We start from the raw sequence: 22490 nt of genomic DNA, 5'->3' as shown, positions 1-22490 counted from the left end.
CACTGCGCTCGCCGGCCTCAAGTTTGTTCCGCGACCGGTTCGTACGCGTACCCATGCGTTCGGAATCCGAAGTGCGCGAGCAGTACGAGTTCCTCGCCGAACAGTTAGAGAGCGACGAGATGCGCCACGAACGCGTTCGGATGATGTTCACACACTACAAACGTGCACTGGGGTGGGTGCTCGAAGAAGAACACATCTGAGTGCGATTTTTACACGCCTCTAACGTTCGGTAACTAACACCAACGAGGCGGTGCCGGTACTTTTAAGTTCATCACCCTCATTCTGTCAAACGACGCTTCGCTTGGAGGGCCGAAGCGTCAGCGGGGACCAATTCAGGGCGGCAAGCGGTCGCGTTTTTCGCGACCGCTTTCCACTTACTTCGCTACACGACGTCGAACAGTCGTCGCCATCGCGCTCGCGATTACTCGATGTGTAACTCACCGGTAGCCGCGTCCTCGCCGGACGCGTCCTCGGGCCACTCCAGTTCGACTTCGATACTCAGTTCGCCGGGCCCGTCGGCGGGGCCTTCGCGTTCGGCTTTGACCTCGAACTCCACCTCGGCGGGCGGGTCCAGCGACACGGACTGGCCGCCGGCACTGAGCGCCACGTCGCCGCCAGCCGCGACGGAGTCGGCGAGCGACCGCAGGTAGTCGGCGACGGCCGCTCGGCTCATTCGCTGTTCCGTCTCGAACAGAATCTCTTCTGGCATACGCGTCCTACGTGTCGCGACCAAATAATATCGTCGGCATCACCTTCGACGGTATGATGTAATGCTGACTCGAAATCCCCGAACCACGATTCTGTATCTGAGGCGCCAGATAGTGGGGATACTTCGACCTATGTGGATGACAGCGGACCGAAACCCTCCGATTCGACACATTTAAGCGATTTAGACAATAAAGTATAAGTAGACCGTATCGATGCACGACCTGACAGGCTTCCAGCGTGACCTCCTCTACGTTATCTCGGGCCGAGAAGAGCCACACGGCCTCGCGATAAAGGAGGACCTCGAGGAGTACTACGAGAAAGAGATTCACCACGGCCGGCTGTATCCGAACCTCGATACGCTGGTCGACAAGGGCCTCGTCGAGAAGGGCCAACGTGACCGCCGGACCAACTTCTACACGCTGACACGGCGCGGCCGGCGCGAAATCGACGCTCGGCGGGACTGGGAAGACCAGTACGTCGACCTCTGAAACCGGTCCTAACTGACGTCGGGGTCGTCGGACCCCGTCGGTGGTGGCGTCGTCTCGGCCGGCTTCGACGTCGCGGTCTCGTCTTCGCTACCTGTCTCTGCGTCCGTCTCTGGGTCGCCGACCTCCTCTCCGACGAGGTTCGTCGGGTCGACCGCCCTCGGTCGAATCGGTTCGCCTTCGACGAGTTCCGGCAGGACGAACCGGGCGAACTGCACGACGAAGACCAGTATCATCGGCGCGAGGAAGATGCCGTACCAACCGAAGAGGAACGGCCCGAGAACGTACGCGAACATCAGCGTCCCCGTGTGCAGGCCCGCTTTGACCTCCGCGTCGCTGTCGCGTGCGCCGAACCGGCCGATAGAGAACGACTTGCCACTGGAGACGTACGGCCGGACGAGGAGGTCGGGGATGGTGTCGACGACGACGAACGCGACGCCGGTGAAGAGCGCGACGAACCACCACTCGCCACCACCCAGTGCCGTCTGCACCCCGAGGTAGGCGGCCATCGGGACGTAGACGATTTTCATCCCGATGATAGGGATGAGGCTCGCAGCGCCGGCGAGCAACCCGGTCAGGGCCGGGTACGGGACAGCCGTCCCGGCCGGCGCGACCACGTCGACGAGACTGAACGAAATCGCGCCGATGGCGCCGGTGACGATGGCGTTGAGGATGTTGCCGTAGAACACCTTGTGGAAACTCCGGTCGACCTCGTGGAAGTACCGGTCCAGGACGCCGCGGTGGTCGAGGAAGTCCTTGGCCCACTCGGCGAGTCGCGGGCCGTCGCGGAGCAAGTAGAACGCGACGGCGAACATGACGAAGACGTGGACGAGTCCGGTCCCGACGAACCCGAGGTAGTTGACGAACTGGCCGAGCGTATCGAGGACGGTCCCGGGCCCGGCGGCGTCCGAGAGCAACGCCTGCGGGTTCTGGACGAGTTCGGAGACGTCGAGGTACGGTTCGACGAACGAGGCGTAGGGACCGAGGTCAGCGGTGTCTGCGAACCGTTCGAACTCCTGCAACGCGATGGCGATGGTGTAGTACAGCAGGACGATGACGGGGAAGGCGAGCAGGAACAGCGAGAGTAGCGCCGCGAGCGTTCGCTGGCGCACCCGGCGGTAGACGCGGCGGTAGAGCGGACGCGTCGCGTAGTAGAGGAAGATACCGAAGACGAACGTCCCGACGAAGGTGTAGAGGACGAACAGGAGCGTGGCCGCGAGAACCGTCCCGAACGCTATCCAGAACGCTCGTGGCCAGTCTACGTCCACGTCGTACTGTGCCATTACATCCGATTTCACCCCGGCCCGCAAAAAGGTGTTCTGTCGCTGACCCGAATACTTTAGGCGCCGACCGAGTAGCCGTACCGTGAGCGTTCCGATACAGTTGTCGTCGTTTCCGGTCGATACGGCCGTCCTCAGAATCCTCTTAGCGGGCGCGCTGGGCATGTTTCTGGGGCTAGAGCGAGAGTGGTCACAGAAGACGGCGGGCATCCGCACGTTCGCGCTCATCAGCCTGCTCGCCGCCGTCTTCACCATCGTCGGTCGGGAGGCGCTCCTCGTCGTCGGCGGCGTCCTCGTCATCGTGCAGGGCGTGTTACTGGCCGTTCAGGGCCTCCTGCAGGAGGAAGAGACGCTCTCGATGACCACCTCCGTGTCGATGCTGGTCGCGTACGGGGTGGGGGCACTCGTCGCCGGCGGCTACATCCTCGAAGGCGTCACCGTCGCCGTCCTCTCGTCGCTGTTGCTCGTGCTCAAGCGGGAACTCCACAGTTTCGCGTGGGGACTCTCCCGGAAGGAGCTACGGGCGGCGACGGAGTTCGCCATTCTGGCGTTCGTCATCTATCCGCTGTTGCCCGCCGACCCGGTGGCGGTGCCCGGCGACTTGCTGGACATCACCGTCGAACTCCGCGTCATCTGGCTGATGGTCGTGTTCGTCGCGGGCATCGGCATCGTCAACTACGCCGTCGTCCAGAGCTACGGTGGTCGGGGCATCGCCATCACGGGCTTCTTCGGCGGCCTCGCCTCTTCGACGGCCGTCGTCGGGACGATGCTCGACCACGTCAGACAGCGGCCTGAAGCCACGTCGTACGCCGTCGCGGCCATCCTGCTGGCCGACGCCGCGATGGCCCTGCGGAACCTCCTCATCGCCGTCGTGTTCTCGTTCGAGCACGGCCTGCTGCTGGCCGCCGTCGTCCCGCTCTCGGCCGTCATCGTCGGGAGCGTCGTCGTCGCCGCCTACACGGCCGACTGGACCGAGACGGTCGACATGGAACTGGACAGTCCGTTCTCGTTGCAGAACGCGCTCGCGTTCGGCGGCGTGTTCCTGCTGGTCGTCGTCGTCGGCGGCGTCGCCAGCGCCCGGTTCGGCACGGCGGGGCTGTACGTCACGTCGGCGCTGAGCGGCCTCGTCTCCAGCGCCGGTGCGACAACCTCTGCGGTCCTCCTGTACCGCGGCGGCGCTATCGGCGAACAGACGGCGATGGTGGCGATTCTCGTCGCCACGGCCGCGAGCATCCTCGTCAAAGCGGCGCTCACTGCACCCGGGTCGAACCGGCAGTTCGCCTCCCGCGTCGCGCTCTGGAGTTCGGTCGTGCTGGGGGCGGCGAGCGTCGCCGCGGTCGCGATGCTCCTCTGAGGTCGCTCAGAACTGGTAGCGCCGGTCGTCGGGGTCGCCCTGTTGCTGTGGGAACTGGTTCCCGCCGGTCATCTCGTCGAAGGTCATCCCAGAGAGGTACTCGTCGTAGGTGGCGTCGTAGCCGGAGCGGAGGTGGAAGTCCAACTGGCCGCGGTCAACCATCGACTGGAACAGCATGTGGACCGCCCGGTGGACGAGTTCGTCGGGGTCCTCGGGGTCGAGAGCGACCGACAGCATCGCCAGTTCGTTGCGCGTCTCGCCGTCGAGCGAGACGGCTAGCTCCTCGCCGAACTCGGCGTACTGGTCCTCGACGTCGTCCTGAAGGTCTTCGAGGGTCACGTCTGGAGGCAGGCACACCGAGCGGAAACCCCTTGCGACTCGACCGGAGAGCGCCCCGTCGACGGACCGACCGTAACCACCACACACAAACCGGAACGGACCCAACGAAGGTGCAATGAGCGACCAGTCGGCGACAGACGCCGAGCACCTGCCGCCGGACCTCGACCGAGTCCAACGGGCGCTCGTCGAGTGGTACGAGGCCGACCACCGCGAGTACCCGTGGCGGCAGACCGAGGACCCCTACGAGATTCTCGTCTCGGAGGTGATGAGCCAGCAGACCCAACTCGACCGCGTCGTCAGCGCGTGGCGGGACTTTCTGGAGCAGTGGCCGACCGTCGACGACCTCGCGGCCGCCGACCGGGGCGACGTGGTCGGGTTCTGGACGAGGCACTCGCTGGGGTACAACAACCGCGCGAAGTACCTCCACGAGGCCGCTCGCCAGATCGTCGAGGAGTACGACGGCGAGTGGCCCCGCGACCCCGAGGGTCTCTCCGAGTTGATGGGCGTCGGTCCCTACACCGCCAACGCCGTCGCCTCGTTCGCGTTCGACAACGGGGACGCCGTCGTCGACACGAACGTCAAGCGCGTGCTGTACCGCGCCTTCGACGTGCCCGACGACGACAGCGCCTTCGAGACGGTCGCCGGGCGACTCATGCCCGAGGGCGAGTCGCGAGTCTGGAACAACGCTATCATGGAACTGGGCGGCGTCGCCTGCGAGAAGACGCCGGCCTGCGACGGCGCGCAGTGCCCGTGGCGCGAGTGGTGTCACGCCTACCAGACCGGCGACTTCACCGCCCCGGACGTACCCACCCAACCCGAGTTCGAGGGGAGTCGCCGGCAGATGCGGGGCCGCGTCGTCAACGTCCTCGACGAGTACGACGAACTGGCGCTGGACGACCTCGGCCCCCGCGTCCGCGTCGACTACGCGCCCGAGGGCGAGTCCGGCCGGGAGTGGCTTCGGGACCTCGTGACCGACCTCGCCGACGACGGCCTCGTCTCGGTCGACGACGCGAACGGGGAGACGACCGTGGCGCTCGACCGCTGACACCCGAAACCGGCATACTGACTCGCTCCGTACGACCGTCCATGTCGGGGGAGCGCGGACTGGGCGGCCGAGACGAACCGTCGCGGAGCACCGACGACCACGCGGAACTGCTGTCGGAACTGGACTCGCACGACCTCGCGCTGGCGATGGACCTCGTGGAGTCGGGCGACGCCGACGCCCTCGACGTGGCGGGCGGCGACCCGGACCCGGTGTTCCCCCAATCGGTCGCCAGCGGCGGACCGACCGAGACGGGCGTCATCCTCTGGACGCGCGTCTCGCCCGACCGGTTCGACCCCGAGATGCCCCTCGGCGTCGAGGTGGCCACGGACCCCGACTTCGAGGACGTGGTGTACGGCGGCGTCGTCACGGACGCCGACCGCATCCGGGCCCACGACTACACGGTCAAAGTCGATCTGGACGGGCGTCTCGACCCGGACAGCGAGTACCACTACCGGTTCGTCTACGACGGCGTCGCCTCGCGGACGGGCCGCTGTCGGACGCTCCCGCGCGCCGACGACTCGCCCGAGTCGCTCCGACTGGCCGTACTGGCCTGTCAGAACTACCTCAACGGCTACTTCCCGGCGCTGGGCCACGTCGCGGAGGAGGACGTCGACTTCGTCGTCCACCTGGGCGACTTCATCTACGAGTCCGACGACGGTCACTTCAAAGGGCTGGGCTCCTACGAGTACGAGGGTCGGGACCTGTCGCTGCCGAGCGGCTACGACCGTGTACACACGCTCGAAGACTACCGCTACCTCCACCGGACCTACCGCTCGGACCGGTTCCTCCAGCGAGCGCTGGAGTCCCACACGCTCATCGCCGGCTGGGACGACCACGAGATGGTCAACGACGTGTACTGGGACTCGCGGACGAACGCGCCGGCGGGCGACCACCCGCGCGGCGACGACCCGCAGTTCATGACGGAACTCGTCGCCGACGCGATGCACGCGTGGTGGGAGTACATGCCCGCCCGCGTCGAGTACGACCCCAACGGCGAGTCACTGCAAGACCGGTTCGTCCTCTGGCGGTCCATCGAGTTCGGTGACCTCGTGACGCTGGCCCTGACCGACGAACGCCTGTTCAGGGACCCGCCGCGCGAGGCCATCCCGACGCCGGACAACGTCGGTCCCCACCGGGAACCCCCCGGGCGGACGATGCTCGGCGACGAACAGCGCGAGTGGCTGATAGAGACCATCACCGAGTCGGAGACGACGTGGTCGGTGTGGGCCGACGAGGTGCTCACCATCCCGTTCCGCCTCGGGTCCGGCCCGCTGTCGGTGTATCCGGTGCAGGGCGGGTGGGACGGCTACACTCGCGAGCGCCAGCGCATCTCGGAGGCCGTCGGCGCCGCCGACGTGGACAACTACGTCACGCTGACCGGTGACATGCACTGCTACGTCGCCGGCTACCAGCAGACGTCCTACCCCGGTCGCGTCACGGGCGGCGAGGGCGTCGCACAGGGCGACCGCATCGGCGTCGAGTTCATGACGCCGGCCCTCACGTCGCTCAACGCCGCCGAGGCACTCCACCTGACTCGGGGGCTTCGGGGCCGACTCACCGAACCGCTCCTCACTAGACTGGTGACGGCGATGAACCCCCACATCGAGTTCTTCGACAGCCACAACTGGGGGTACTCGGTCGTCGAGTTCACCCGCGAGGACTGCACCTACGTCGGCTACGGCGTCGACAAGACGGTCGACTCGATGGACGCCGAGAAGTCCGTCGTCGCCGCCTACCGCGTCCCCGAGGGCGTCGTCAATCTGCAGGACGTCACCGAGCAGTATCGCGACGGATAGTACGGTTCCGCTACCCCTTTACTGGACGCGGCTCTGTCTCTACGCATGTCTCGACCTCACGTCGTCGGTATCGCCGGCAGCCTCAGAGACGCTAGCTACACGCGCGTCGGCGTCGAGCGCGCCCTCGAAGCGGCCAGCGAGACGGGCGCGACGACCGAACTGCTCGACCTCCGGGAGTTCGACCTCCCCGTCTTCGACGCCGACGACCGGGAGGCCGGCGACGCACTCGCACTCACCGACGCGGTACACGAGGCCGACGCCATCCTTCTCGGAACGCCGGTCTACCACGGGTCGTACTCCGCCCCGCTGAAGAACGCGCTCGACTACTGCGGGTTCGACGAGTTCGAGAACAAGACCGTGGGACTGCTCGCCGTCGCCGGCGGCGGGTTCCCCATCACCGCGCTGGAACACCTCCGGTCGGTGTGTCGCGCGCTGAACTGCTGGGTCATCCCGCACCAGGCCGCCATCCCGCGGGCCAGAAACAGCGTCGAGAACGGCGACATCGTCGACGCCGACGTCGAGGAACGCGTCGCCACGCTCGGCGAGGAGGCGGTCCAGTACGCGAACATCGAACCCGACCCGCCGTGCTTCGAGAGCACGGAGAACGTCGGCGCAGGCGATTAGTCGCGACGCGAGCGCGTGGGCGAACCGCGAGCGCCTATGTCGAAGGTGCGAACGACAGACGGGGAGGGCGACGTTAGCGGGGCCGACTCGCAACCGTCTTACTCGCCCAGTCGCTACACCGAGTCGTGACACAGTGGGTCGAGAACCCGACGGGCGGGCGCGACAGGGGGCCGAGTGCGCTGGTGCGCGCGTGGGCCGAGGTTCTGGTCCGCCCGCGACGGTTCTTCCGGACCGGCGTCGCGCCCGGCGACCAGGCGCCGGGCCTCGTGTTCGCCGCGGTGGTCGTCCTCCTCGAGGAGGCCAGCCGGTTCCTCGTCGTCGACCTCGCGCGCCGTGGCCTCGTCTCGACGGGTCCGTTCCCGTACCCCGCTATCGGCGAGTTTACCCCGGGCATCGCGGTGCTGGCGCTTCTCGGCATCGTCGTCTTCGTCGCGCCGGCGACGGTCCACCTGACGGCCGCGCTCCAGACGCTCCTGTTGCTGCCGGTCGCGCCGGACCGCGGCGGTGTCAGCGAGACGGTGCAGGTGATGTGCTACGCGATGGCGCCGTGTCTGCTGGCCGGCCTGCCGTCACCGGAACTGCGGGTACTCGTGACGGCGTGGGGCGCGGCGCTGTACGTCGTCGGGACGGCAGTCGTTCACGACCTCCGAGTCGGCATCGCGGCCGTCGTGGCCGCCCTCCCCGCCGCTATCGTCTTCGGGTACGGGTTCCGCGGGTTCGACGCCGCCCGCCGCTTGCTCGCGAGTAGTGGGTTTTAGGCGTCCGCCGCGCGCAGTACCGGCATGCTCAGTCTCGACATCGAGCAGTTCATGCTCGAACTGAAAGACGGCGCGTTCAAGAACGTCGGCCCGTCGAACAAGCAGGCGACGGTCAAGATGTACGACGTCGAGGGCGTCGACGTTCGCGAGTACGGTGACAAGCGAGTGAAACTTGCCTTCGAAGACGAACAGGGTAGCGAGATAGAGGTCGCGCTGTTCCCGGAACAGGCCAGAGCGGTCGCTGAGGGGCTCGAACTGCTGGAATCCGAGAGCGAGATGTTCGACTGAGAGAGGTCCGCACTCTCGGGCGTAATTCGACAACAGTTTTAGGCCCGAAGCGCTTCGTCCGGGCAATGGGTTCGTGTATCATTTGCGGCACGTCTGTCGAAGGACGCATCTGTGACCTCCACGAGGAGGATGCCGTATTCGAGTTCAGAGGCACCAGTCCCGACCAGCTATCGGTCGGTCGATACTACCGCGGCAGCGTCGACGGCTTCGCCGAGTTCGGCGTCTTCGTCGACATCGGTGACAGCGTCACCGGCCTCCTCCACCGGAGCGAACTGGACCGCCGTCTCGACTCCCTCGACTGGGACTCGGGCGACGAGGTCTTCGTGCAGGTGAAGAACGTCCGCGACAACGGTAACGTGGACCTCGGCTGGTCCATCCGCCAGTCCGAACGCGAGTTCCGCGGCGTCCTCGTCGACGACCCCGACGTGGGCCACTCGACGCTGCTCGAAGACGAGGCAGAGGAGACCGCCGAACAGTCGGGAAACGCTGACGGGGACGAGGGGTCGCCTCAGTCCCCCGACGCGTCCGAGACGGTCGAACAGACCGGTGAGGACGAGTCTGCTACGGCCGAGCAGGCCGCTGACGACGAGACCAGCGCGGACACCGAGACGAGTACAGAGACGTCCGCCGGAGCCGTCAGTCAGACCGGCGACGCCGACCGCGTGAACGGTGCGGGGTCGGTCGGCCAGACGAGCGACGACACCGAGGCCGAGAGCGTCCCGTCGAGCGGCGGTGCGGCCGCCGTCGTCGAAGCCGACGAACAGGACGAGGAAGCGGCCGCCGAGGACGCCGAGGCCGAACCACCGTCCGTCGTCGCCGTCGCCGCCCTCGACGACCACGTCGGCGAGGACGTCCGACTGGAGGGCGAGGTCGTCGGCGTCCGCCAGACCTCCGGGCCGACCGTCTTCGAACTGCAAGACGAGACCGGCACCGTCGACTGTGCGGCCTTCGTGGAAGCCGGCGTCCGCGCCTACCCGGACGTCGAAGAGGGCGACGTCGCCCGGTTCGAGGGCGAAGTCCGCCGCCGACGCGGCGAGATTCAGGTCGAGACCGAGAGCCTCACCGTCCTCGAAGCCGACGAGCGAGACGCCGTCGAACAGCGACTGGCCGACGCGCTGGACGACGAGGCCCGCCCCGACGCCGTCGACCCCCTGACGGACGACTCGACGGTCGAGGCGCTCTCCGAGGACCTCGTCGAGGCGGCCACCCACATCCGGAAGGCCGTCCTCACGGACCGTCCGGTCATCGTCCGGCACGCCAACACCGCCGACGGCTACCTCGCCGGGAGCGCGCTCGAACGCGCGACCCTGCCGCTGGTCACCGACCAGCACCGACGGTCGGACGCCCAGTACCACTACTTCGACCGGCGACCGCTCGAAGGCGGCGTCTACGACATGGACGACGCCACGAAGGACACGACGACGATGCTCGACAACCGCGCGCGCCACGACGAGACGCTGCCGCTGTTCGTCTTCGTCGCCGCCGGCGGTACCCGCGAGAGCCTCGACGGCTTCGAACTCCTGAACGTCTACGGCGCGCCGACCGTCGTCATCGACGACATCGACGTTGACGGCGCCGTGACCGACGCCGTGGACGCCGTCGTCTCGCCGAGTCTGGCCGACGCGCCGGACACGACGGCGACGGCGCTGGCCGCGAACGTCGCCGCCCACGTCAACGACGACGTGCGCGGTGACCTGCGCCACCTGCCCGCCGTGAGCGTCTGGGAAGGCGTCCCCGAGTCGTACCTCGACGCCGCCAGCGAGGCCGGCTACGACGAGACGGCCGTCACGCAACTGCGCGAGGCCGTCGCGCTGGAGGCGTACTACCAGTCCTACGAGGACAAGCGCGAACTCATCACCGACCTCGTGTTCGGTGACGACGAGGACGACGTGGGCGGCCTCGCCGGCCACGTCGCCGAGCAGTTCCGCGAGAAGGTCGACGAGGAGGTGTCGACGGCCCGCGCGAACGTCGACGTCCAGACCGTCGGCGACAGCGAGATAGCCGTCCTCGACACGGACGCGTTCTCCCACCAGTACGAGTTCCCGCCGGAGACGCTCCTGCTGGACGAACTCCACCGCGAGATGCGCGACGCGGTCGACGCCGTCGTCGGCGTCGCGACGGACACGCTGTACGTCCGCACCGACGCCGACGTGGACCTCCACGACCTGTCCGACGCCGTCGCGGAGGCAGTGCCGGAAGGCGGCGTCGCCACCCGAAGCGTCCGCGAGGGCTCCATCCGCTACTTGGCCGGCGAGCAGTCTGCCGTCCTCGAGGCGACGCTCGCCACGCTCAGCGACGACCTGTAACGACAGCGAGATTTTTCACCGGGGCGGCCGGAGGGGCGACTATGCCCGACGGCCCCGTCAACGTCGACGACGTCGAGTGGACCGACTACGACCACGGCCAGCGCGCGTTCAGACGCAAGCAACTCGCCCCCGCCGCCGGCGGGGAGGAACTCGGTGCGAGCCTGTACGACGTCGCGCCCGGCAAGCGCCTGTGGCTCCGACACTACCACGAGGGCAACGAGGAGGCGATATTCGTGCAGGAGGGGAGCGGGACGCTCAGGTTGGGTCCGGACGCCGACGAACACCGTCTTGGACCCGGCGACTACGTCGCGCTCCCGGCCGGCGAGGAGTCGACCCACGAAATCGAGGCCGGCGACGACGGGCTCCGGCTGCTCATGGTGTCGACGATGCAGGAACCCGACATCACCGTCTATCCCGACAAGGACATGGTGGGGCTGTACGCCGGCGCGGCCCCCGGCGGCGACAGCGACGAACGGAGCATCTCGACGTATCTGGACCTGCACGCGGAGATGGCCTACTGGGACGAGGCGTAGAGGGACGGGCCACTGTTTAACAGGCCGACGCCGCAATCCAGCCCAATGGCAACCGGTGGTATCTCCGTCCCCCTGTTGGCCGACCTGCTCGCGGTGTTCATCATCGCGGCCGGCGTCGGCATCTTCGTCGCGAAGGTCGGTCGCTTCCCGTACACTATCGCCCTGCTCATCGCCGGGTTCGTGGCCTCCGTCGTCGGCGTCTCGGTGCAGATAGAGCTCTCACACGACCTGATTCTGCTCGTCTTGCTGCCGCCGTTGCTGTTCGAAGGGGCGGCGACGACGGACCTCGAACGGTTGCGTCGGAACGTGGTCCCGATACTCCTGTTGGCCGTCGTCGGCCTGCTGGTCTCGGTCGGACTGCTCGGCGTCGTCGGGGCCCGCGTCTTCCCCGGGTTCGACCTCCTGCTCGCGCTCCTGTTCGCCGCCATGATACTGCCGACGGACCCCGTCTCCGTGCTGGCGCTGTTCGAAGAACTCGGCGCGCCGGACCGCCTCGCGACGCTCGTCGAGGGCGAGAGCCTCGTCAACGACGGCGTCGGCGTCGTCGTCTTCTCCGCGCTGCTTGGCTACGTCGGCAGTAGCGCCGACGGTGGCGCGGGGGCGTCCGAGTTGTTCTCCCCCAGCGGACTCGGGACGCTGTTTACCGACATCGCGCTGGTCTCCGGCGGCGGCCTGCTGGTCGGGCTCGCCGGCGGCGTCCTCGCGTACTCCGTGATGGCGTCGCTCGACGACCAGATGACCGAGATTATCCTGACCATCATCCTCGCGTACGGGGCGTTCCTGCTGGCGGAGCACTACGCCGCCGACGTGCTGGGCTTTCACCTGTCGGGCGTCATCGCCACCGTCGTCGCCGGGCTGTTCGTCGGCAACCGCGGCGCCGAATCCGCGATGAGTCCACAGACGAAGATAGCTATCTTCAACACGTGGGAGACGGCGGCGTTCATCGTCAACACGTTCATCTTCCTCATGATAGGCGTGACGACGCCGGTGGGCAGTCTGCTGGACAACGCCCACCTCATCCTCGTCGCGATACCGCTCGTCCTCGCGGCCCGTGCCGCCGTGGTCTACCCGCTCTCGGCCGTCGCCAACCGCTTCACGAACCCCACGGTCCCGCTCGACTACCAACACGTGATGGTGTGGGGCGGGCTACACGCCTCGATTCCCATCGCGCTCGTGCTGGGCCTGCCGCCGTCGACGCCGCTCCGGTCGGAACTCCGGGCGATGGTGTTCGGCGTCGCGGCGTTCTCGCTCGTCGTACAGGGCCTGACGATGTCGAACCTGCTCGACGGCCTCGGCATCGTGACAAAGAGCGACGCCGAAGAACTGTACGAACTGCTCACCGGCCGCGCGCGGGCCGTCGACGCCGCGCTGTCGGCGGTCGAAGAACTCCACGAGAACGGCGACATCCCGCAGGACGTCTACGACGACTTCACGACGGAGTACCGAGCGGAGAAAGACCAACTCAATCAGGCCATCGCGACGCTGATGGGCGAGAACCCGGAACTGCGAGACGAGCAGATTCTGGCCGGCGAGCGCCGCATCCTCCAACGGGAGAAGAGCGTGCTGATGGACGCGGTGCGGAACGGCGTCGTCTCCAGCGACGTCGGCGAGGAACTGATAGAGGAAGTCGACATCAAGCTAGACCGGGTGCAGGAGGGCGAACGGACCGTCTCCGAGCGAGGGGAGGGGTACGAGGAGTTCTGGCGCCAGCGAGCCGAGGAGTTCGGTCTCGGTGTCGGCGAGTCGGAGTCGTCCGAGGGCGGTGAGTGACCGACGTTCGTCGGCGAGTCGCGACTCCGTTCTCTCGGACCGAACCTTGCACGCGCAAGCCGTAGTCGTACCACTCGGGAACCTCGATACGGGGACGGATTCACAGATGCCGAACCGACGAAACTTCATCAAGACGGTCTGCGGGACGGCTGTCGCGATCGGTCTCGCTGGCTGTTCGGACGACGGTAGCGGTGGTGAGAGCGGCGATTCCGGCGACGGGACGCCCACGGACACGCGAACGCCGACGGCGACGGAAGCCCGGACCACGGAGAGCGACATCGACCAGACGTTCGACCCCGTCAACATGTCGGGTGACTCTCCGGAGCAAATCGCCGAGGGCGTGAACCTGCTGAGTCACACGGTGTACGAGACGTCGAACGGCGTGGGCGTCACGGGCGTCGTCGAGAACGTGGGCGACGTGACGTTCACCGAGGTGGTGGCCACGGTCACGCTCGTCGACGAGAGCGGCCGCGTCGCCGAGTTCGAAGACACCAGCGCCGCGGAACTGGACGAGCTGAGTCCCGGCCTCCAGTGGCGGTTCTGGATACCGTTCGAGGGCGAGGAACTCACCAGCGAGATGCGCTACGAGATCGACGTCGCGGTAGAGCGAGCGGACCCGACGGCGACGCCGGGCACGGAGACGAACACGACCGAGTCCTGAACCGGGGCCACGCCACCCGGACGACTGATTCGCGAGAGCGACACGCTTATTCGCGCGAGACGACGACTTCGGACAACAGCGATGAGCACGGAGACGCCGGACCCAGAGGAGACGGAGGCCTTCCAGCAGGTGTGTGCGGAGCTGGTCGACCGCATCCTCGCCGGCGAGGTGGAGCGCGACGAGGTGGAGTCGGCGAAGATAGACGTCTGTCGGGAGTTCTCGGCGCCGAAGGTGCCCCAGAACTCCGAACTGCTCGACTACGCCCCACAGGAACACCGGGAGGTGCTGGAGGAAGTCCTCCAGCGCAAGCCGGTCCGGACGGCGTCGGGCGTCTCGCCCATCGCCATCATGACCTCGCCCGAGCGGTGTCCTCACGGGAAATGTCTGTACTGTCCCGGCGGCCCGGACTCGGAGTTCTCCTCGGCGCAGTCCTACACGGGCCACGAACCGGCGGCCGCCCGCGGCGAACAGAACGACTACGACCCCTACGGACAGGTCACGCTACGGCTGAACCAACTGCGCGAAATCGGCCACCCCGTCGACAAGGCCGAACTCATCGTCATGGGCGGGACGATGACGGCCCGGAGCCACGACTATCAGGAGTGGTTCGTCAAGCGGGCCTTAGAGGCGATGAACGACTTCGACGTCGACGCCGACCCTCAGCCAGCGGAAGAAGTCAGCTTCGCAGAGGACCCCGACGAGTACGAGTTCCGCTATCTCGAGGACGTCGTCGCGGAGAACGAGACGGCCGACGTCCGCAACGTCGCGACGACGTTCGAGACCAAGCCGGACTGGTGTGACCCCGAGCAGATAGACCGGATGCTCCGCCTCGGCGGGACGAAGGTCGAGGTGGGCGTCCAGACCACCTTCGAGCGCATCAACCGCGAGATGCACCGCGGCCACGGCGTCCAAGCCAGTATCGACGCCAACCGACGCCTGCGCGACTCGGCGTTCAAGGTGGGCTTCCACATGATGCCCGGCCAACCGGGGATGTCCAAGGAGATGTGTCTGGAGGACTTCCGGCGCATCTTCTCGGAGGAGCGCTGGAAGCCCGACTACCTCAAAATCTACCCGACGCTGGTCGTCCCGGGGACGGTCACCTACGACTGGTGGCAGCAGAACGACTTCGACCCGCTGGGCAACCAGGAGGCCGCCGAACTCGTCGCCGAAATCAAGGACATGATTCCGCGGTACACCCGCCTCCAGCGCGTCCAGCGGGACATCCCGGCGGACTTCATCGAGGGCGGCGTCTGGAAGTCCAACCTCCGCCAGTTGGCGTGGAAGGAGATGGAGGACCACGACTGGACCTGTGACTGCATCCGCTGTCGCGAGGCCGGCCACAGCGACGAGGTGGCCGAGAACGTCGACCTCGACGTCATGACCTACGAGGCCTGTGGCGGCACGGAACACTTCGTCTCGTTCGAGGACTTCGAGAACGACGTCCTCGTCGGGTTCTGTCGCCTGCGGTTCCCGAACGACCCGGTGCGCCGCGAACTGCAGGACGCCGCGCTCGTCCGGGAACTCCACGTCTACGGGAATTCGGTCGGCCTCGGCCAGTCGGCGGGCGACGACGACCACCAGCACAAGGGGTACGGGAAGCGGCTTCTCGGGAAGGCGGAGGAACTGGCCCGCGACGCCGGCTTCTCGAAGATTGCGGTCATCTCCGGCATCGGCGTCCGCGAGTACTACCGCGACAAACTGGACTACGTGCAGGACGGCCCCTACGTCTCGAAGCGGCTGGAGTAAGGCCGCCTCACTGCCCACGTTTTCGTGCCGAGCAGGGACCGCAAACTCACGAGACTGGAAGCGTAGCTGGAGGGTCCTCTGTCCCGAAGCGGGTGGCGTGACTCACAGTCGCCCGTGCTTCTCGGCGAGGCCGACGACGCCGAACAGCACCGCGCTCAGGCCGCCCAGAACGACCAGCGCCGTGTAGAGGGTCCCCTCGACGCCGGCCGGCGTCCGCCAGAGTCCACCGAAGATAGCGAGGCCGACCGCGACGTCGCCGAGGCCGCTACAGTCGTGCAACTCGACCGCTCGACCGCCGACCCGGAGGAGACGCTCCGTCGCGGCGACGAGGAACAGACACCCGGCGAGGGCGAGGAACCCGACGAACGCCGTGGTCCCGACGCCGCCGGTCAGGGCCGCCGGCCCGAAGAGGCCGGCGAGAAGTGCCACACCGGCGAAACAGCACACGCCGGCCAGCAGGTTCAGGCGGTTCACCACGCTTCCGTTCGGCCGCGAGTCGGAAATCCGATGCGGCTCCGGGCGTGAGTCGTGCGTGCATGCCGCGTATCCACCGCGAGACCCGCATCGACGCGCCGCGTGAGCGGGTGTTCGACCTCGCGCGCCACGTCGAGGCCCACGTCGCGACGATGCCGAACGAGGAGGCGGTCCGCGGGAGCGGTCTGCTCGGCCCCGGCGACGTGGTGACGTTCCGGGCACCGCAGTTCGGTGTCTCGTTCGAACTCACCGCCGAAGTGGTCGAGTTCGAGCGACCGCGCCAGTTCCGAGACGTCCAGCGTGACGGCGTGTTCGGGTCGCTCTCGCACGAACACACCTTCGCGTCCGTCGACGGTGGCACCGTGATGACCGACGACGTGCGCTTCTCGATGCCGTTGGACCCGCTCGGACGACTCGGGGCACCGGTCGCCCGCTGGCGACTCGCACGACTCGTCGACTACCACGCCGCGGCGCTGAAAGCACTGGCAGAGGGCGACGAGTGGCGGACGTTCCTCGACGACTGAGCCGCGGGCTTCGCCCGTGTCGCCCGCCTAACGAGGCTGGAACGACCGACTGACCCGTTCGCACACGGCGTCGTAGGTGTCCGGACAGGGGTCGCCAGCACCGACGGCGGTCCGGACCTCGATTTCGTAGGTGCCGTCCGAACCGGGGATACCGAAGACCCACGCGACGGCCGTGTCGTCGGTCCGACGGACGGCGACCGCTCGCTCGCCGCCGTCGTACGTGACTGTTCCGCCCGCCTCCCAGCCGTCTCGCTGGACGTACCGTTCGCCGACGTCCTCCTCGTCGACGGGGCCACGCTGGGTGACCCGAAGCGTCTGTTCGTACTGTCCGTCCTCGGCCGCGGCGTAACCGATGGCGGTCACTGCCTCGGTGTCACTTGACCGCTCCTCGAACACCGCTCCGGCCATCGGATAGACGAACGTCGCCACCAGCGGTCGGTCGCCGGGGTCGTAGCGCTGGTCCGTGTCGCCGAAGGCGGCCGCACAGGACCCCGCCAGACTGGTGTCTCCGCTAGCCTCGCCGCTGTCCGTCGGCAACGCGTCCGTGTCGTCCTGCGCCGTCGTCGGCGTCGCGGCCGGAGCGTCGCCGAGACAGCCAGCTACCACCGTCGTCACTCCGCCAGCGGCGAGGGCGGCGAGAAACCGACGTCGGCCCACGGTCCCGTGATTCGTCCGGTTCATGTCTACCATACGGCTACGGGATGGCTTAACCCCCTCTCAGGGCGAGAGAAACTCTCTCAGGCCGGTCTGTCCGGTCACTATCGGGAGCGTTCTGCGACGCTACTGTTCAGCAGTTCCTCGGCCAGAACGTCTACACCCAGTACGTCCTCGCCGGGGGTCGCCGTCGTCTCGAACCCCGCCGGTTCGGCGGGCGGGCCGCCGCGACTCCCCCGCGGCGGCGGGCCGTGCGCGTAGACGCCGCCCGGGTTCGGAAGGGTCCAGACGTGCATCATACAGGGGGTTCTGCACGGCAGGCGGAACCCGGTGTCGGCCCCGTCCCCCCACACCTGCTGGTACTTCCACCACGCGTACCGCCCCGGCAGACCGACGTGGTGGTGCCACGGCGAACAGCGGTCCTCGTCGTCGCCCTCGCCGTAGACGTCGGGCGGGTCGTCGAGTCGCTCTCCGTCTCTCGTCGCCACGAACATCACGCCGAGGGGGCGCCACCACTTGTTGTCGACCATGACGGCGGCCGGCCGACTCGCGTCGAGTATCGAGTCGTCACCGATGTACCGTGGGTTCAGCCAGTGGGACCAGCCGCCGGCGTCGCCGTCCGTCAGGAGGTCGAAGTACGGGACGAACCCGTCGTCGAGGAGCGCACCGACGGTGTCGAAGTCGGCGTCCAGCGCCGCCGCGGCCTCGTCGCTGAGTTCCTTCGTCCGCGGGTGGTCGTCGGTGCACCCGGCCGTCGTCGCCGCCTCGCAGTCGCGCATCGCCGGCCGCGTCGTGGCGTCTGGACAGTCGCCCGTGAGAGAGAACGACGGACTCGCGTTCCCAGTGGCCCCCGAGAGGCCGAACACGCCACCGGAAGCCCGCAGTACGTCGCGCCGGGAGAGCGACCCGGACGTCTGTTCGTCGGTCATACGGTACAGTGGCACAGACCAAGATTCAATAAACAATCAGCACTTATCCCTCGCCGTCTCCCGATAGTGTGACCTTATCGACCATCGCTGGGCCGCCCGCGCCGTCGACGGCGGGTGCGTGACCGGCGTCGACACCACGACCCACGGTAGGGACAGCCACACACGATTCCGCAGTGTTTTGCTGGTCCGGACCCTGTGTAGTGTATGGTCCGTCGTCTCGGTGAGGGCGTGTGGCTCCTCGAACTCGGTCTGATTCCACCGCTCGCCTCGAACGCGTATCTCGTCGACGAGCGTGCACTCGACGCCGAGAGCGACGCACTGACGCTCGTCGACACCGGCCTGTGGTGGAACGAACCCACCATCGTCGACGAACTGGGGGCCGTCGGTTTCGGTCCCGCCGACCTCGACCGCGTCCTGTTGACTCACTACGACCTCGACCACGTCGGCGGGCTGAACCGACTGGTCCCCGAGTTCGACGGGCCGGTCGCCGTCGGGAGCGACGACCTCGAACTGCTCTCCGGGCACGTGGACCCCGAATTGCTCCACCACAAGGGGCTGTTCCACCGGGCCAGCAGACGGCTGTTCCCCTTGCCCGACCTCGCGCTGGAACCGGTGGAAGACGGCGACGCTATCGGCGGGTTCACCGCCTACCACACGCCGGGGCACAACCCGGGCCACGTCGTCTACCACCACGCGGCGGCCTCGACGGCGTTCCTCGGTGACCTCGTCTGGGAGGACGAGGGCGGTCTGACGACGCCCTTCTGGGGCGACTCCTACGACATGGACCTGCTCCGCCGGAGTGTCGCGGACCTCTCTGCGCGAATCCCGCCGTTCGAAATCGCGGCGATGGGCCACGGCGACCCGTTGGTCGCGGACGGTGACGACGCGCTTCACGCGCTCGCTGGCCGGGTCTAACCGAACGACAGCGGCTCCCTCTCCCGTGTGGGGGTGGTTATTTACTCGCGCCGACCTTCCGTTCGAGTATGACAACGACGCTGGCAATCGTCGGCGCCGGAGCGGCCGGGGCCGCGGCCGCGTACGCCCTCAGGGACGCGCCCGTCGAGGTGACGGTCTTAGAGAAGAGCCGTGGCGTCTGCGGCCGGGCCGCTACGCGACGCAAAGACGACTGCACCTACGAGTACGGGGCGAACTACCTCAAGGACGACGACGCCCGGGTCACGGAACTGGTGACCGAGACGCTCCCGACAGACGGCCTCGTCGACGTCGAGGACCCGATTCACGCCTTCGAGCGGAGCGGCGGCATCCACGAGGGCCGGGACGCGGACGACCACAAGTGGACCTACGAGGACGGCATCACGCAACTCGCGAAGCGCCTGTTCGCCGAGACGGACGCGACGGTCCACAACGGCGTCCGCGTCGAGACGCTCGACCGGGCGGACGGCGGGTGGCGAATCGTCGACGCCGAGGAGACGGACTGCGGCGAGTTCGACGCCGTCCTCCTCACGCCGCCGGCCCCCCAGACGGCGGACCTCCTCGGACAGGCGCGGTGGGACCACGACGACTGCCGGGACTTCCGACAGACCATCGCCTCGGTGCCGTATCGGACCGTCGTCACGGGGGTCTTCCACTACCCGTTCGAACTCGACGTCCCGTGGTACGGCGCGGTCAACACCGACAAGGACCACGACGTCGGGTGGGTCGCCCGCGAGGAGTGCAAGGACGGTCACGTCCCCGACGGCGAGTCGCTGCTGGTTGTCCAGATGAACGAGCCGTGGTCGGTCGCCAACTACGACGAGCACCCCGACCGGATACTCTCGGCCATCGCCGAGCGAACCGCGGGTCTGGTGGCCGACGACCGGCTCACCGACCCCGACTGGACGGACTACCAGCACTGGCGGTACGCCCAACCGGAAGCCACCGTCGACCACGCCGAACTGGCAGGCGCCACGGACCACGACCTCTACTTCGCCGGCGACTGGGTGGCCGACGAACCCCGCCTGCACGCGGCGGTGCGGAACGGGCTCGAGACCGGCGAGGCCATCGCCGACGAACTCGCGTAACCGGCCCCCTCGTCCGTCGGTCCCGACAGGCCTTTGCGTCGGCGCCGACAGCCACCGACATGGACACGAAGCGGGAACTGACGAGCGTCGACCTCGCGGCCCTCGAGGGCGAACTCGCCGACTACGAGGGCGCGAAACTCGACAAGGCCTACCTCTACGCCGAGGACGACCTCGTCCGACTGAAGATGCGGGACTTCGACCGCGGGCGGGTGGAGTTCATCATCGAGGTGGGTGACGTCAAGCGCGCCCACGTCGCGGCGGCCGAACACGTCCCGGACGCCCCGGGCCGGCCGCCGGACTTCGCGATGATGCTCCGGAACCGCCTGTCGGGGGCGGACCTCGTCCGCGTCGAGCAGTTCGAGTTCGACCGTATCGTCGAACTGGAGTTCGACCGCGAGGACGGGTCGACGACCATCGTCGCGGAGCTGTTCGGCGACGGCAACGTCGCCGTGCTGGACGAGTACGGTGAGGTCGTCGACTGTCTGGAGACGGTCCGTCTGAAGTCACGCACCGTCGCGCCCGGGACGCCCTACGAGTTCCCGTCGGCGCGGTTCAACCCCCTGACCGTCGACTACGAGGGGTTCGTCGCCCGCATCCGCGACTCCGACTCGGACATCGTCCGGACGCTGGCGACCCAACTCAACTTCGGGGGCCTCTACGGGGAGGAACTGTGTACGCGGGCGGACATCGACTACAACGTCCCCGTCGAGGAGGTGACCGACGAACAACTCGAACGGCTCTACGACATCGTCTCGGAGTTGGGTACCCGTCTCCGCGAGGGTGACCTCGACCCACGGGTGTACTACGACACGCCCGAAGGGAGCGAGGACACCGAGGAGAACCGCCAGCGCGTCGACGTCACGCCCGTTCCGCTGGAGGAGTACGAACACCGATACAGCGAGGCGTTCGAATCGTTCAACGACGCACTGGACGACTACTTCTTCAACTTCCAGCGGGAGCAGGAGGTCGAGGGCGGCGAGACTCAGCGCCCCGACTTCGAGGCGGAGATTTCGAAGTACGAGCACATCATCCAGCAACAGCAGGGCGCTATCGAGGACTTCGAGGCCGACGCCGAGGCCGAACGCGAGAAGGCGGAACTGCTGTACGCTCGCTACGACCTCGTCGACGAGGTGCTGTCGACGGTCCAGCAGGCCCGCGAGGACGACGTGCCCTGGGAGGAAATCGAGGCCACCTTCGAGACGGGCGCGGAACGAGGCATCCCCGAAGCGGAGGCCGTCGTCGGCCTCGACGGCAGCGAGGGGACCGTCACGCTCGACGTCGACGGGACCCGCGTCACCGTCGACGCCAACACCGGCGTCGAGAAGAACGCCGACGAACTGTATCAGGAGGCCAAGCGCATCGAGGGCAAGAAGGAGGGCGCGATGGCGGCCATCGAGGACACGCGCGAGGACCTCGAAGCCGTGAAACAGCGCCGCGAGGAGTGGGAGGCCGACGACACCGATACGGCCCCGGAACCGGACGAGGAGGACGACGACGAACCCACCGACTGGCTCTCCGAGCCCTCTATCCCCATCCGCAACAACGAGCAGTGGTACGAACAGTTCCGCTGGTTCCACACCTCCGACGGCTACCTCGTCATCGGCGGCCGGGACGCCGACGACAACGAGGAACTCGTCCAGAAGTACTGCGAGCGGGGTGACAAGTTCTTCCACGCACAGGCCCACGGCGGCCCGGTCACGGTGCTGAAGGCGACGGGGCCGAGCGAACCCGCGAAGGAAGTCGACTTCCCGGACTCCTCACTGGAGGAAGCGGCGAAGTTCGCCGTCTCGTACTCCTCGGTCTGGAAGGACGGGAAGTTCGCTGGCGACGTGTACATGGTCGACCCGGAGCAGGTGTCGAAGACGCCCGAGAGCGGCGAGTATCTGGAGAAGGGTGGGTTCGCCGTCCGCGGCGACCGGACCTACTTCGAGGACACGCCGGTCGGCGTCGCCATCGGTATCACTTGCGAGGACCGGACCCACGTCGTCGGCGGTCCGCCCGCCGCAATCCGCCCGCACGCCGCGACGAGTATCACCGTCGAACCGGGCCAGTACGCCCAGAACGACATCGCCAAGCGGCTCTATCGGGAGTTCAAGGAACGCTTCGCCGACGAGACGTTCGTCCGGAAAGTCGCCAGCCCCGACAAGATTCAGGAGTTCCTCCCCCCGGGCGGGAGCCGAATGGTCGAGGAGTAG

General features: G+C 67.5%; 23 protein-coding genes. 17 read left to right on the top strand and 6 right to left on the bottom strand.

The genetic code is table 11. The features are described from left to right. Window positions 1-53 precede the first annotated feature (53 nt). Window positions 54-200: a hypothetical protein gene (locus tag EGH21_RS10620; protein ID WP_220618448.1), complete on the top strand. Its 147-nt coding sequence runs from the start codon at window positions 54-56 to the stop codon at window positions 198-200. Between the two features lie 221 nt (window positions 201-421). On the opposite strand, the gene EGH21_RS10615 is transcribed toward EGH21_RS10620, so the two are convergent. Further along, window positions 422-709, bottom strand: a complete 288-nt coding sequence (locus tag EGH21_RS10615) for an amphi-Trp domain-containing protein (protein ID WP_220618447.1) — start codon at window positions 707-709, stop codon at window positions 422-424. A gap of 211 nt (window positions 710-920) precedes the next feature. Between EGH21_RS10615 and EGH21_RS10610 the strand changes: the two genes are divergently transcribed. Further along, a complete protein-coding gene (locus EGH21_RS10610; RefSeq protein WP_166970575.1) occupies window positions 921-1196 on the top strand; it encodes a PadR family transcriptional regulator in 276 nt (91 codons plus the stop codon). Between the two features lie 8 nt (window positions 1197-1204). Here the strand turns inward: EGH21_RS10610 and EGH21_RS10605 are convergent, their stop codons facing one another. Further along, complete coding sequence (locus EGH21_RS10605) at window positions 1205-2476, bottom strand: AI-2E family transporter (protein ID WP_220618446.1); 1272 nt, start codon at window positions 2474-2476, stop codon at window positions 1205-1207. Window positions 2477-2558: 82 nt separating this feature from the next. Here EGH21_RS10605 and EGH21_RS10600 point away from each other — a divergent pair, with 82 nt between their 5' ends. Beyond that, window positions 2559-3827, top strand: coding sequence for an MgtC/SapB family protein (locus EGH21_RS10600; protein WP_220618445.1), 1269 nt, complete (start codon window positions 2559-2561; stop codon window positions 3825-3827). A 6-nt stretch (window positions 3828-3833) separates the two neighbouring features. On the opposite strand, the gene EGH21_RS10595 is transcribed toward EGH21_RS10600, so the two are convergent. Further along, window positions 3834-4166: a ribbon-helix-helix protein gene (locus EGH21_RS10595; protein WP_220618444.1), complete on the bottom strand. Its 333-nt coding sequence runs from the start codon at window positions 4164-4166 to the stop codon at window positions 3834-3836. Between the two features lie 115 nt (window positions 4167-4281). On the opposite strand from EGH21_RS10595, the gene EGH21_RS10590 reads away from it, so the two are divergent. From EGH21_RS10590 to EGH21_RS10545, 10 genes are all read left to right on the top strand, one after another. After that, window positions 4282-5211 carry an HhH-GPD family protein gene (locus EGH21_RS10590; RefSeq protein ID WP_220618443.1) on the top strand — a complete coding sequence of 310 codons (930 nt, stop codon included), beginning with the start codon at window positions 4282-4284 and terminating at the stop codon, window positions 5209-5211. A 41-nt stretch (window positions 5212-5252) separates the two neighbouring features. Then, on the top strand, window positions 5253-7007 hold the full coding sequence (locus tag EGH21_RS10585) for an alkaline phosphatase D family protein (protein ID WP_220618442.1): 1755 nt from the start codon (window positions 5253-5255) through the stop codon (window positions 7005-7007). Between the two features lie 45 nt (window positions 7008-7052). Next, window positions 7053-7631 carry an NADPH-dependent FMN reductase gene (locus EGH21_RS10580; protein ID WP_220618441.1) on the top strand — a complete coding sequence of 193 codons (579 nt, stop codon included), beginning with the start codon at window positions 7053-7055 and terminating at the stop codon, window positions 7629-7631. A 125-nt stretch (window positions 7632-7756) separates the two neighbouring features. Then, a complete protein-coding gene (locus EGH21_RS10575) occupies window positions 7757-8389 on the top strand; it encodes a YIP1 family protein (protein ID WP_220618440.1) in 633 nt (210 codons plus the stop codon). Between the two features lie 24 nt (window positions 8390-8413). Next, entirely contained in the window at window positions 8414-8677 is a 264-nt protein-coding gene (locus EGH21_RS10570; protein WP_220618439.1) for a hypothetical protein, read from the top strand. 65 nt (window positions 8678-8742) lie between these two features. Next, complete coding sequence (locus EGH21_RS10565) at window positions 8743-10983, top strand: DHH family phosphoesterase (protein WP_220618438.1); 2241 nt, start codon at window positions 8743-8745, stop codon at window positions 10981-10983. A 41-nt stretch (window positions 10984-11024) separates the two neighbouring features. Further along, entirely contained in the window at window positions 11025-11516 is a 492-nt protein-coding gene (locus EGH21_RS10560; RefSeq protein ID WP_220618437.1) for a cupin domain-containing protein, read from the top strand. 45 nt (window positions 11517-11561) lie between these two features. Further along, on the top strand, window positions 11562-13286 hold the full coding sequence (locus tag EGH21_RS10555; protein WP_220618436.1) for a cation:proton antiporter: 1725 nt from the start codon (window positions 11562-11564) through the stop codon (window positions 13284-13286). A 106-nt stretch (window positions 13287-13392) separates the two neighbouring features. Next, window positions 13393-13947, top strand: a complete 555-nt coding sequence (locus tag EGH21_RS10550; RefSeq protein WP_220618435.1) for an FxLYD domain-containing protein — start codon at window positions 13393-13395, stop codon at window positions 13945-13947. An 81-nt stretch (window positions 13948-14028) separates the two neighbouring features. Then, entirely contained in the window at window positions 14029-15693 is a 1665-nt protein-coding gene (locus EGH21_RS10545) for a tRNA uridine(34) 5-carboxymethylaminomethyl modification radical SAM/GNAT enzyme Elp3 (protein WP_220618434.1), read from the top strand. Between the two features lie 102 nt (window positions 15694-15795). On the opposite strand, the gene EGH21_RS10540 is transcribed toward EGH21_RS10545, so the two are convergent. Continuing rightward, window positions 15796-16167: a DUF7994 family protein gene (locus EGH21_RS10540; RefSeq protein ID WP_220618433.1), complete on the bottom strand. Its 372-nt coding sequence runs from the start codon at window positions 16165-16167 to the stop codon at window positions 15796-15798. A gap of 62 nt (window positions 16168-16229) precedes the next feature. Here EGH21_RS10540 and EGH21_RS10535 point away from each other — a divergent pair, with 62 nt between their 5' ends. Further along, window positions 16230-16691: an SRPBCC family protein gene (locus EGH21_RS10535; RefSeq protein WP_220618432.1), complete on the top strand. Its 462-nt coding sequence runs from the start codon at window positions 16230-16232 to the stop codon at window positions 16689-16691. A gap of 27 nt (window positions 16692-16718) precedes the next feature. On the opposite strand, the gene EGH21_RS10530 is transcribed toward EGH21_RS10535, so the two are convergent. Together EGH21_RS10530 and EGH21_RS10525 are read right to left on the bottom strand one after the other, a co-directional pair. After that, window positions 16719-17372 (bottom strand): hypothetical protein, encoded by a 654-nt coding sequence (locus tag EGH21_RS10530; RefSeq protein ID WP_220618431.1) that lies wholly within the window; start codon window positions 17370-17372, stop codon window positions 16719-16721. Window positions 17373-17449: 77 nt separating this feature from the next. Then, on the bottom strand, window positions 17450-18274 hold the full coding sequence (locus EGH21_RS10525) for a hypothetical protein (protein ID WP_220618430.1): 825 nt from the start codon (window positions 18272-18274) through the stop codon (window positions 17450-17452). A 204-nt stretch (window positions 18275-18478) separates the two neighbouring features. Between EGH21_RS10525 and EGH21_RS10520 the strand changes: the two genes are divergently transcribed. The 3 genes from EGH21_RS10520 (at window position 18479) to rqcH (ending at window position 22490) form a co-directional block, all read left to right on the top strand. Continuing rightward, window positions 18479-19189: an MBL fold metallo-hydrolase gene (locus EGH21_RS10520; protein WP_220618429.1), complete on the top strand. Its 711-nt coding sequence runs from the start codon at window positions 18479-18481 to the stop codon at window positions 19187-19189. Between the two features lie 68 nt (window positions 19190-19257). Beyond that, on the top strand, window positions 19258-20295 hold the full coding sequence (locus tag EGH21_RS10515; protein ID WP_220618428.1) for an NAD(P)/FAD-dependent oxidoreductase: 1038 nt from the start codon (window positions 19258-19260) through the stop codon (window positions 20293-20295). Between the two features lie 59 nt (window positions 20296-20354). After that, window positions 20355-22490: a ribosome rescue protein RqcH gene (rqcH, locus tag EGH21_RS10510; protein WP_220618427.1), complete on the top strand. Its 2136-nt coding sequence runs from the start codon at window positions 20355-20357 to the stop codon at window positions 22488-22490.

This window comes from Haloarcula rubra, assembly GCF_019599465.1.
GTDB lineage: Archaea > Halobacteriota > Halobacteria > Halobacteriales > Haloarculaceae > Haloarcula > Haloarcula rubra.
This window is presented reverse-complemented; position numbering and strand designations above follow the sequence as displayed.